We start from the raw sequence: 12,549 nt of genomic DNA, 5'->3' as shown, positions 1-12,549 counted from the left end.
GCAGGGGAAGTGGTTAACACTTCCCTTTTTACATTAAGTGTTTAACTAATAGTGGTTTACCACGGCTAATTTGATTTGCTTGCGCTAAAAATAACTCAGCGGTGGCCATGGCGTCGGTAAGTGCATTATGACAATTGTATTCTGGCAAGCGATAGCGCTCACGACAGCTGCTTAAGGTTAAGCTATCTTGCGCAATTACATGCCCTTGGCGAGCAAGGCGTTTATGTTCGATATTCATAGTATCGAGTATTGCTAAAGGCTTGTGCAATAAACCCGCTTTATTAAACGCGATACGTAAAAATCCCCAATCGAGCTGTTGGTTATGAAATATTAATATTTTATCGTCGAGTAGTTCATTTAACGCTTTTAGCGCCTCATTTAACGGTACACCTGCCGCAATCGTTGTATTATCAATGCCATGAAACACAGGGCTTTGATTTAAATTACTCACCTGATTATTAATAAAGTGCTGACATTGACCTATTTGAATTCGTTGATGACTAATTGGCACCCACGCAATCGAGACAATTTCATCTTGTTTTGCATTAAGCCCGGTTAACTCTAAATCAATAACTAAATAGTCCACCTTAAAACAGTTGCTTTTTAAGATGTCATTGTCTTTTTCGGGTAACACAAAAAAGCGCTTAATTGATTCAAGTATTCCCATCATAAACTGCCTCTAGCAAACTTAAAGGCGGCCGCTTGCTGTGCTTGTTTAATTAAATAAAACGCCTCTTTTAATTGGTGGCGTTCCAGTGAGGTTAAATCTTCTGGGTCGATACAATTAGCCGGTAACCCTTTTTGCTGTAACTGCACGTTTAAACGCAGCTGCGTAAGGTAGCGCCAACAATCTTTTAAATCATAAATATCCGTTTTACTCACTTGCTGTTGTTTAGACAACGCACTTAAGCGCTCTAAGGTATTAGCAGCAGTAACATTATGATGCAGCGCATAAAGGCGAACAATATCGTTAATAATTGCCACACCACGCTTTTTTAAATCAATATACGTATGTTTTTGCTTATCTTTTTCTAATTTAAACTGATTAAATAAACCGATCGGCACCGAGTTAGTATTAATATCCGTTGCCATTGAGGCAAAAAATATCTGATTTTTAGTAGTTGCTAATATGCCTTTACTGAACGCTTCGAACAAACTTTCAGAGCCATCAACAAAACGAATATCAAAAAAGATTTTGCAGTTTAAAATAGCCTGCGGCGATGGGCTTTTAATCCAAGAGCCAAATTGGTTTAACCATGCAGAAAGCCCCATACGGCAAGCATCTCGACTTGCCATAATACCACCTGGGCATTCTTTAATTCCGCACGCAATTAGGTTGTCACAAACAAACTCGCCTAACGCTTTAAAGTAATCTAGCTCCGTTTGTGACAGGTTGTCTGGCAGCAATAAACCGTTATCTTGATCTGAATGTAATGTTTGTTCTTCACGTGCTTGCGAACCAAAACAGATCCAACTAAACGGCGTTGGCGCTGTGCCATTTTGCGTTTGAAATAATTGAATTAAACGCGTCGTCATGGCATCGGTGATACCGCTAAGTAATTTACCAATTAAGCTAGTATCTTCTACTCTGTCTGAAAATCCTCGCAATAACTCAGGCACTTCCAATGCGTAGCGCTTAATATCAGCGACACTCTCGGCTTTATAAATACGGCCAATAAGTTGTACTGGGTCAGATTTTTGCTGGCGCAATAAATCGGTTGCGGTGATCATACCTAAGGGTTGATGTGATTCATCAAGCACAGGTAAATGATGAATATTTTGCTTTAGCATTAAATGAAATGCAGAAAATACACGGTTGTGCTCAAATACATGCTTTGGCTTTGTGGTCATAATGGTTGCAACCACATCGTTCGGGCTACGCCCTTCTGCGAGCACGCGGTTACGTAAATCGCGGTCAGTAATTACGCCCACCAGCTTGTTATTTTCAGTGATCATAAGCGATGAAACACCAAATTGACTCATGGTTTTGGCGGCATCGCTAATTTTAGTTTCAGGGCCTGCTGTAACGGCACCTTGCTTCATAATTTCACTTATGCGTTTGCTCGACCAATCATCGCTGCGCTTTTTATAATTAACACTGAGTAGGCGGTTAGCATGAGCACGCACAAAGTGCTGGGCAAATGCTTTATAGTGTTCGCGCAGATAATCCCAATGAGTTTGGCTAAGCAGATATACAATGCCTTCGTTTTGCACTTCTAATCGATTACTAATTGGCTCGCCTGTTAATAGCGATGGGTAACCAAAATAATCGCCTTCAGATAAACGCGCAACCACTTCACCACTGCTATCTAAAATATCGTACAAGCCAGAGCGAATTAAAAACAAACAGGGTGCATTTGAGTTTAGCCATTGGTTTTGATTTTCTGGTGTTAAATAAACCGCTTCAAGGCTTTTAATAAAGTACTCAGTGGCACTGGATTCTAGATCACTAAACGGTGCTTGCGCTTTAACAAAACGTGCTACTTCATTAAGCTCTAATGCCATGGTTACTCTCCTTAACTGTGTACAGCCTCAAAAAGGTGCGCTTTATCATCCCTTAAGGCAACTCACCTCTGTCATTTGACTCTAGCAGAGCAATAAACAAAAAAAAGCCCGACTATAGTCGGGCATTGAGTTTGATTTTTGATTTAGCTCAAATAGCTGGTTGATTAGTGAGCATGCGCTGCACTTGACCCTTTCGGGTTACGAATATCTTCAACCATTTGCTGTACTTCTTCTGGTGTTTCGCTGGTAACTTTCTGAACCGCAATTGCAACTGCGAAGTTAACTAGCATACCAATCATACCGATACCTTCAGGTGAGATACCAAATAACCAGTGCTCAGCAGAGTTAAGATCAGGGCTTACGAACTTGAAGTAGATAATGTATGCCGCAGTAAAACCAATACCACAAACCATACCGGCAATCGCACCTTCTTTATTCATACGCTTAGAGAAAATACCCATAATAATTGCTGGGAAGAAACTCGCCGCCGCTAAGCCAAAGGCAAATGCTACCACCGAGGCCACAAACCCTGGCGGGTTAATACCAAAGTAAGCTGACACCGCTATCGCCACCATCGCAGCAAGACGTGCTGCCATTAACTCTTGTTTATCGCTAATGTTTGGCTTAAAGGTACGTTTAAGTAAGTCGTGCGATACCGAAGTTGAAATAACCAATAACAGACCTGCTGTTGTTGATAATGCCGCTGCAATACCACCGGCCGCTACTAATGCAATTACCCATGCTGGTAAGTCAGCAATTTCTGGGTTCGCTAGTACCATGATGTCGCGGTCAATCTTCACTTCGTTAGCACTGCTAGGATCTTCAATTTTACCTGCAGAGTACTGCATTTTGCCGTCGCCATTCTTATCATTGAATGTAATTAGGCCAGTGCGCTCCCAGTTTTTAACCCACGCTGGTGCTTCTGCGTACTCTGTACCACTGCCGTCTTTACCATTAATAGTATCGATAAGGTTTACACGAGCGAACGATGCAACTGCAGGTGCTGTAGTGTAAACAATTGCGATAAATACTAAAGTCCAAGCAGCTGAAATACGCGTGTCTTTTACGCGAGGCACAGTGAAGAAGCGAACGATTACGTGAGGAAGACCCGCAGTACCTACCATTAGTGCAGCAGTAATTGCGAATACATCGATCATCGATTTAGACCCTTCGGTGTATTGGGCAAACCCGAGTTCGGCACTGAGTCCGTCTAGTTTATCAAGTACATACATTCCTGACCCATCAGTTAATGTTGCACCAAAACCTGTTTGTGGTAGTACGTGACCTGTCATCATCAATGAGATAAAGATAGCTGGTACTAGGTAAGCGAATACTAATACACAGTACTGAGCTACTTGCGTATAAGTGATACCTTTCATACCACCTAATACGGCATAGAAGAATACGATTACCATACCAATGTAAACACCGGTTTCAATATCTACTTCTAAGAAACGAGAGAATACAACACCTACACCACGCATTTGGCCTGCAATATAAGTAAAGCAGATAAAGATCGCACAGATAACCGCTACCGTACGCGCTGTTTGCGAGTAATAACGGTCACCAATGAAATCTGGCACAGTGAATTTACCAAACTTGCGTAAATAGGGTGCTAAACAAAGAGCTAGTAAAACATAACCACCGGTCCAACCCATTAGGTAAACACCACCATCGTAACCTACGAACGAGATAATACCCGCCATTGAGATAAACGATGCCGCACTCATCCAGTCAGCTGCTGTAGCCATACCATTTGCCACAGGTGGTACACCACCACCGGCAACATAGAATTCTTTAGTTGATCCCGCACGCGCCCAAATTGCAATGGCGATATACATTGCAAAACTTGCACCTACGATAATAAAAGTTAGCGTTTGAACGTCCATTATTATTCTCCTTACTCGTCAACGCCGTACTTTTTGTCTAACGCAGCCATCTTGTATACGTAAACAAAAATCAGGGCAACAAAGGTGTAAATGGCGCCCTGCTGAGAGAACCAGAAACCTAATTTAAAACCAAAGAAACGGATTTCGTTTAGCGCATCGACAAATAAAATGCCGCAGCCAAACGAAACTACAAACCAAACGGCTAGTAGTTTTATTACTAGCGAAAGGTTTTCACTCCAATATGCTTTGGCTTGATCATTATCTTTAAAAGCCATTTTTATATCCCCTAGTCATGCAAAGTTGCACGTTAATTAATCGTCATCATTGACTCTAGCAACGCACATAAAAGATTAAAGTGCGACCTTAGTCGTAACAATTTATTAACTTAACTACCTACTAAAGGTAAAAGTTGACTGTAATTCAAACGAAAGCGAGTAAAAATAAGGCTTTAAAGCACGTCAAAGTTACGTTTACGTAAACGTAATAAGCTATTTTCCCATTAGGTTAAGACATTAGTCGAACATCACCATTAATAATGACGCTCAGCCTGTAAATTCAAGCTGTTGTGGTAATTGTGATTGAGATGCACAGTTTCATTAAAAAGTGATAAATTAGCGTATCAATTAAAAAGAATAACAAGAGTAACCATGACAATTGCGCTAATTTTCGTCGCTTTGGCCTATGTTGGCATTCTATTTTGGCTTGCTAATTGGGGGGATAAAACCACACCGCTCGCCAAGAAAATTAGTCACCACCCCTTTGTTTACTCATTTGCTTTAGGTATTTACTGCACCTCTTGGACCTTTTATGGCGCTGTAGGCACAGCCGCTAATTCAGGTTGGAGCTACCTCCCCATTCTATTGGGCCCTGCACTGCTGTTTATTTTAGGTCACGGCTTTTTGCGTAAGATGATATTGGTCAGTAAAAAACAAAATATCACGACCATTGCTGACTTTATTTCTGCGCGCTACGGAAAACGTCAACTCACAGCAATTTTAGTGACCTTTATTGCGCTGCTTGCAACGATTCCTTACATCGCACTGCAGCTAAAAGCACTTAGCACCAGCTTTGTATTACTGCAAAGCGACAGCGAAATATCTGGCAGTATGATGGCCTTAATGGGCACATTGATTATGGCAATTTTCGCCATTTACTTTGGTACACGCAAAGTGGATGTAACCGAATATCGCTCAGGTTTAATGTTGGCAGTAGCCTTTGAATCAGCGGTTAAACTGCTTGCGCTCGGTGCGGTTGCGGGATTGTCGTATTATGTTTTTACGCATTACCAAGATGGCATGTGGGATTACTTTGTTACCCAAATCGCCTTTGGCCAATGGCAAAAAGAAGACTTTTTTAGCTTTAACTTTGTCGCGCAATCATTAATGGCAGCCGCTGCGGTTATTTGTTTGCCGCGCCAATTCCATGTAACCGTTGTCGATAACCAAGATATTAGCCATTTAAAAACCGCACGCTGGGCATTTCCACTGTATTTATTACTTACGGCAGGCATTATTATTCCAATTGCAACCGCAGCAATGCACCCACAAATTGGTGGTAATGTTGCAGCCGACAGCTTTGTACTGGCACTGCCCCTTGCACAACAAAGTACCTTGTTATCAACGTTTGTATTTATTGGCGGCCTGTCAGCGGCCATCGCCATGATTGTAGTTGCTACACTTACACTGAGCACCATGATCTCAAACGATGTTGTGCTACCGTTAATGCTACGTCGTAAATTTAAACGTAATCTGATCACCACCAGCTATAAACGCCGGATTTTATTAACACGACGTTTTACCATTGCGGTTATTTTAGGGCTTTCTTACCTTTATCAACAATTGTTCGGCAACCAAGCTGCTTTGGCGAGTATGGGCTTGGTGGCATTTTCATTGGTGACTCAATTAATCCCTGCGGTTGTCGGTGGTCTTTATTGGCGTAAAGGCCACGCCTACGGTGTGTACGCTGGCTTACTAGCGGGGTTTGCCTGTTGGTTGCTGTTTTTAATGCTACCGCTATTTGAAGGTGCAGTAACCACTAACACTGCAATGCAACAAAGTGTTATTACTCAAGGTACGTTTATCGCGCTGATTGCCAATGTTGTGTGCTATATCGCGTTTTCACTTGGTGCCAATGAACGTTTAGTCGATAGAATACAGGCAGCTGCGTTTGTGAAGCCAAAAGAGCAGCTAAAGCTTGCTAAACATCACAGCAAACAAATTAACGCCACGGTGTACGACCTTAAAGTACTGCTACAAACCTTTTTAGGTATTCAGCGCTCTAAGCAATTAATTGTGCGCTACACCATGCGACACGATTTTGCTGACGATAACGACACACCGACAACTGACTTTGTCGACTTTTGTGAAAGAGCCCTTACCGGTGTGCTCGGCGCATCGTCTGCACGAGTATTAATTGGTGCGGTAATTTCTGGTAAGCAAATGGCGTTTGAAGAAGTCGTTAACTTTTTCGATGAAACCACGCAAGCCATTCAATTTAATCAGAATTTATTATTTACCTCGCTGGAAAATCTAAGCCATGGCATTTCGGTTGTAGACAGAAACCTAAAGTTGGTAGCTTGGAACAAGCGTTACACGGAACTGTTTGAATACCCAGAGGGCTTTTTAGAAGTAGGCCAACCTATTGAAGAAGTGATCCGCCACAACGTGAGTAAAGGTGAATGTGGACCGGGCGAAATTGACGCACAAGTACAAAAACGTGTACAACACTTACGTAACGGCAGCTCACACCACTTTATTCGTCGCAGACGCAACGGCCAAGTAATTGAAATGATAGGTAACCCACTGCCTGATGGTGGTTTTGTTACCTGTTTCTCAGATATTACCACACACATTGAAACGCAAAATGCGCTTGAAGAAGTGAATATTGATTTAGAGAATCGCATTGAGGCACGTACCCTAGAAATCCGTTCAATCAATGAAGATTTAGAAGCACAAATTGAAAAGCGAATCGAAACCGAAAAACAACTTAATCAAGCCAAGCTAGAGGCCGAAAAAGCTAATGACAGTAAAACCCGCTTTTTAGCGCTCGCGTCACACGATATTTTACAGCCACTGAATGCGGCGAGGCTTTATCTGGCAGCTGTTGACCAAACGGAACTCTCTAACAGCAACCTAAGTACCATGGAAAAACTTGGCGATAGCCTTGATTCAACCGTGCATTTAATGTCGGGGTTATTAGAAATAGCTAAGTTAGAACAAGGCGCAATGACGCCAACACCTCGTCACTTCCCGATTAATGATATTTTAGCGCCACTAAGTAATGAATACGTTATTCTCAGCAAGGAAAAAGGGCTCGATTTTAAAGTGCGCAGCAATGATGCTGTAGTGCATGCCGACACCACTTATCTGCGCCGAATTATTCAGAATCTAGTATCAAATGCCGTGAAATACACTGAAAGCGGTAAAGTGCTGGTGGCTTGTCGAAAGCGTAAACACAGCCTACGTATTGAAGTATGGGATACAGGCCCTGGTATTAGCGAAGTAGAACAAGCAAAAGTCTTTAACGACTTCTACCGCGTACAAAGTAACGACAATAAAGGATTAGGTCTTGGTTTAGGCGTAGTAAAACGTATGGCCGATTTAATGTCGTTAACCCTAGAGCTTAAATCAACACCAAACAAAGGCAGTTGCTTTGCGCTGGAAGTGCCTTATGGCGACAGCAAACTAGTGCAAGAAAAATCAACCAACAAAGTTAAACTTGATAATAAACAAACCCTTAACGTATTAATCGTTGATGATGAGCAAGAGAACTTAGATGCGATGGGCACGTTAATGAGCAAATGGGGTTGCCGTTATTCTGCGTTTAATAAAGTAGACGATGTATTAAATTATGCGCAAACCCAAGCTAAGCCAGATTTAATTTTAATGGACTACCAACTCAGTCATGAAATGGATGGCGTTAGTTTAATTGCGCAATTACGTAAGCAGTGGCAAGAAAGTATTCCTGCGGTATTAATCACTGCGGTAAGAGATGATGAACTAAAACGCAGCACTAAAGAGCAAAATATTCACTACTTGAGTAAGCCTGTAAAACCAGCAAAACTCAAAGCATTAATAAAGCACACAAGCCGTTAAACAATAGGCCGGCATAACGCCGGCCTATTTAATTTTGTTAACCCAAAATAAAGTTAACAAAATTATCAATATTCAAATTACTAATAATTAAAACTGATAGCTAACACCTATAGCAAACGATACAGAATCTAAATCGCCCATATCAAAATACTGCACGCCTGCGTCCATTCCTAGACCAAAGTCCCACACATACTGCCAACCACCTTCAAGGTAAACACCTGTGCCCGAATCATCGATAAACGTACGATCATTTCGTGAAATTTCATAGTCATAGAAGTTAGCGCCAACTTTAGCGTAAAGACTATTGCGCTGCGACAAAGGTAATTGTGCTTTACCTGCAATCACAAAGTTAGTTACCTCTAATTCATCGGCGCCAATGATGTTAAACATTGAGTCATTGCGGTCGCGACAGGTAAAGCCATCATCAAAATCGTCGCATTCCCAATCGCTGGCATCCATACCAAAATTTAAACCAACTTCGAGTGAAAAGTTTTGATCAAATTTATAATTATAGTAAGAGTACACATTTGTATAATCTTCATCAGGTAAATCATATAACTCAACGCTACCAGTTGCGATTTTTCCACCGAACGTATGTTTTTTAAGTTCCGCTTGTTCAGAACCATTAGCAAACACCGATGACGATGAGATAAGCGAAAGTGCCAGCAACGCACGTGTAAAATTAGAAACTGCCATTATTGTGCTTCCTTTTCAAAATGAGATTATGGCTAGTTTAGTGCGCTTAACGACAATAAGTTGTAAGCAATTGTCAGAAATAGTTAAACCTCTTTAACGCCTATTAACCTTATTCATGCTACTTTTTGTAAAATTGCTCATCACACAATAAATATTAATATTATTTATTGATTACATAATTAAAATATATAAATATACACTCATTACTTTTGCTGTCTGGAATGAGGAACCATGAAAAAAGTACTGCTTGCACAATGCCCCGATGAACCAGGACTCATCGCTAAAATAACCAACCTCTGTTTTGAGCATAAGCTTAATATTATTCGCAACGACGAATTTGTTGACCGAGAAAATCATCGCTTTTTTATGCGCACTGCATTGCAAGGTGATTTTGACAATATTCTTCTTGTTGAACAGCTCATTCATCTATTACCTGACGGCTCAAACGTCAGTTTAAAAGGCGAAGAGAAAGCGAAAGTGGTGTTACTTGCCACCAAAGAAGCCCATTGCCTTGGCGGTGTGTTATTAAAATGCTTTGAAAACGCGATGAATGTGGAGGTTCAAGCGGTAATTGCCAATTACCCAGACCTTGAGCCGCTAGTAAAAGGCTTTGATATACCATTTTATTGCATTAGTCATGACGGCCTAACGCGCGAACAACACGACGCCAAAGTGGCTGAAAAAATTAACGAGTTCAACCCTGACTTAATTGGCCTTGCCAAGTATATGCGTATTTTAAGCCCTGAATTTGTGACTCAGTTCAGCGGTAAAATCATTAATATTCATCACTCGTTTTTACCCGCGTTTATTGGTGCAAAACCCTATCATCAAGCATTTCAGCGAGGCGTAAAAATGATCGGTGCCACCGCCCATTTTGTTACCGATGAACTCGACGAGGGCCCAATCATCGAACAAGACATTTGCCATGTAAACCACGCACAAAATGCCGAAAAGCTAGCTGCACTAGGCCGCGATGTAGAAAAAAACGTATTCTGCCGCGCCCTACAATGGGCCGCAGAGCAGCGGATATTTATTAATGGTAATAAAACCGTGGTGTTTAAGTAACTATTCCAAGTAATTGCTTCAACGTTAATCCTTAGCACTGATTAATATTCGATACATTATTTATCGCTGCTTTCGACAGCAGCCAAAGATGAAAAGTAACCGAAACGTAGTTTCGCAGTACTTTGAAATGAGGTCAGGGATGACCGATGTAACCTAGCTTCATGGATGCATTGTTAACTCAGGTCATAACATAAAATCAACGATTCTGATTACGTTGATTGAAAAGCATAATTTGAAACCTTGTTTGTCGCTGCTTTCGACAGCAGCCAAAGGGAGGCTATCGTCGGTCTCTCTTTGGAATCCCTCGACGTCCCTAAATAAAACTAACTCTTCAAGCTGAATTTAAATGTGAACATAAACGCCATGAATCGGCATCCATGCCTAAGCATGGCTTACTCGACTCGCTACGCTTCCTGTCTCGCATTATCAATTCAAAGTTGATTTCGGGATTGATAAAAGCGGAAATGATTTTTAGCAGCAGTCTTCAAGGTCAGCAATGAGCGAAAGGTTCACATTTAATATGTTTTGCGAACTTCACTTTTTAGCCACTGAATTAAAAGTTTTCTCCATATTTAGGAAAATGAGGAAGTTGCACGTTTTACTCTTTGGTTACATGCAATAGCTTAATGATTTCAATAACTAGCAATCAAGTATCAAGTTTGGTACTTATATGAGAGTCATAACAGTGCGTGGCGCTTAGGTAAAAAGTATAATTTTTGCACTAGTTAATTATTAAGTGTTTGAAATAACAATGAAAGCGTATCGAATATTCGCTGATCATTACCAATTCTATATATATGATTCTGATTATGATCATTACTCTGATGAACGATTAAATTGGGTTAGTGCTACAGCAAAAGATTTTGGCTATATCTCGACAGAGAAAGCCATTTACGTGAAAACAGTATCAGATCTAAATGATCATAGAATTCGAGTATTTATAAACCAATAGCCAAGCATAAGCTATGAACGAGTATTTTCGAGTAACATAGAACTTGAATCAGGCAAGCTTATCGTTGTTCTCCCCCTTGAGCCTGGGAGTTATAAGATATCTGTTTGCGGTAATTCTATCGGTAAGGATATGTTTTCATTTGATACTGAATACTACGAAGAAATGGAAGACTCTGAATATTTCAAACATGATGAATTTGAGAACTATGACATTTATCTGAATAAATGTAATTAACAAGTAGCAATAGGCTATGTTTGGCACTGAACAGCATTTGGAAGCGAATATATATATTCACTCCCTCCCCCATTAAATCAAACCTAAAACAGAGTTTAAATGAATAATGCGTTCAGGTTTGATTAAAAGGGGGTGATAAATCTTAGCAAAGCTTTTCAATATTAGCTTTGAGCTGTGAGTAGCGGCAATTCACAATTACTTTTCTATTTCGTCAAAGTATATTGCTTATATAATCAGGAAGACGGCCTAATCGCTCGTTTTTGTCCTGAGGTAAAAGCCATCACTACTGCATTTTGATAGCACTAGCAAATAGTTATGAAGTTTGTTACAAATGAGTCATTCAGAAAAACGAGCAACGCTGTGGTAAAAAACGTGCGATTAGCTCGCTATAAACATGTTAGTTTGCAAGGAAGTATCGTGCACATCGAATTCATGAGAGATAAAAGCAGGGACATGCCAATCATAGAGAATCGACTGGAGATCACGTCTATGACTATATGGCATTGCAATTATTTATCATTTTCCCAATTATCAAAATGCACAAACCTTGAACAACTCAATGTAGCTACATTGCCTGAAGGTGATTTTAATTTTTTGTTAAAGTGCAATAGTTTAAAGTTTCTTTCAATTACGCACTTACCAAACATTTCAAATCTAGACTCACTTTCAGGTTTGCTAGAGCTAGAAACACTTTCATTATCAACTTTACCAAGTTGGGATGCTTGGGGTAAAAAAACTTTCGTTCATACTCTTGAACCATTAGCTAAATTACCGAAATTAAAATTTCTTGAATTGTTTGGTGTCTTACCTGAAGCAGTTTCACTGGAATCGTTGAGTATTTTTCAACATTTAGAAAGTGCACGCTTTTCAAAGTACCCTAAGAAAATACTTAATCAGTTTTACAAACAATTTGAAGTCAGTGATAACTGTGCACCTGAATTTGAAATTGCAAGCTAACAAGTTACTCAAAAGGACGCAAAACGCTTGGCTTGCGCTCCTTCGTCGCTAATTTTAGCCAAGCATTATCCGCATTTTATGAAGGCGTAAGGCACTCAAGTTGCTTACAGAAATAGGACATATCATCGTTACTTAGTACAGTAATTGATGAATACAA

At 40.4% G+C, this 12,549-nt stretch carries 8 protein-coding genes; 3 read left to right on the top strand and 5 right to left on the bottom strand.

The genetic code is table 11. The annotated features are described in order from the left end of the window. Positions 1-28: 28 nt before the first annotated feature. From C2M30_RS01835 to C2M30_RS01820, 4 genes are all read right to left on the bottom strand, one after another. Positions 29-667, bottom strand: a complete 639-nt coding sequence (locus tag C2M30_RS01835) for a 3'-5' exonuclease (protein WP_100913992.1) — start codon at positions 665-667, stop codon at positions 29-31. Beyond that, complete coding sequence (locus C2M30_RS01830; protein ID WP_100913993.1) at positions 667-2,505, bottom strand: putative nucleotidyltransferase substrate binding domain-containing protein; 1,839 nt, start codon at positions 2,503-2,505, stop codon at positions 667-669. Before C2M30_RS01830 ends, C2M30_RS01835 begins: the two co-directional genes overlap by 1 nt. Before the next feature lie 164 nt (positions 2,506-2,669). After that, positions 2,670-4,394 (bottom strand): sodium:solute symporter family protein, encoded by a 1,725-nt coding sequence (locus tag C2M30_RS01825; RefSeq protein ID WP_105170464.1) that lies wholly within the window; start codon positions 4,392-4,394, stop codon positions 2,670-2,672. Between the two features lie 11 nt (positions 4,395-4,405). Then, positions 4,406-4,669, bottom strand: coding sequence for a DUF4212 domain-containing protein (locus C2M30_RS01820; RefSeq protein ID WP_010561876.1), 264 nt, complete (start codon positions 4,667-4,669; stop codon positions 4,406-4,408). 372 nt (positions 4,670-5,041) lie between these two features. Between C2M30_RS01820 and C2M30_RS01815 the strand changes: the two genes are divergently transcribed. After that, complete coding sequence (locus tag C2M30_RS01815) at positions 5,042-8,488, top strand: PAS domain-containing hybrid sensor histidine kinase/response regulator (protein ID WP_105170463.1); 3,447 nt, start codon at positions 5,042-5,044, stop codon at positions 8,486-8,488. 87 nt (positions 8,489-8,575) lie between these two features. Here the strand turns inward: C2M30_RS01815 and C2M30_RS01810 are convergent, their stop codons facing one another. Beyond that, a complete protein-coding gene (locus tag C2M30_RS01810) occupies positions 8,576-9,184 on the bottom strand; it encodes an outer membrane beta-barrel protein (protein WP_105170462.1) in 609 nt (202 codons plus the stop codon). A gap of 231 nt (positions 9,185-9,415) precedes the next feature. Here C2M30_RS01810 and purU point away from each other — a divergent pair, with 231 nt between their 5' ends. Further along, a complete protein-coding gene (gene purU / locus C2M30_RS01805; protein WP_105170461.1) occupies positions 9,416-10,249 on the top strand; it encodes a formyltetrahydrofolate deformylase in 834 nt (277 codons plus the stop codon). Between the two features lie 1,501 nt (positions 10,250-11,750). Beyond that, on the top strand, positions 11,751-12,392 hold the full coding sequence (locus tag C2M30_RS01800) for a hypothetical protein (protein WP_158683295.1): 642 nt from the start codon (positions 11,751-11,753) through the stop codon (positions 12,390-12,392). Positions 12,393-12,549 lie beyond the last annotated feature (157 nt).

The sequence above is a fragment of the Pseudoalteromonas sp. T1lg24 genome (assembly GCF_002964745.1).
Classification (GTDB): Bacteria; Pseudomonadota; Gammaproteobacteria; order Enterobacterales; family Alteromonadaceae; genus Pseudoalteromonas; species Pseudoalteromonas spongiae.
Note: the sequence above shows the minus strand (reverse complement) of the source record. Positions and strands in the feature narration are given on the sequence as shown.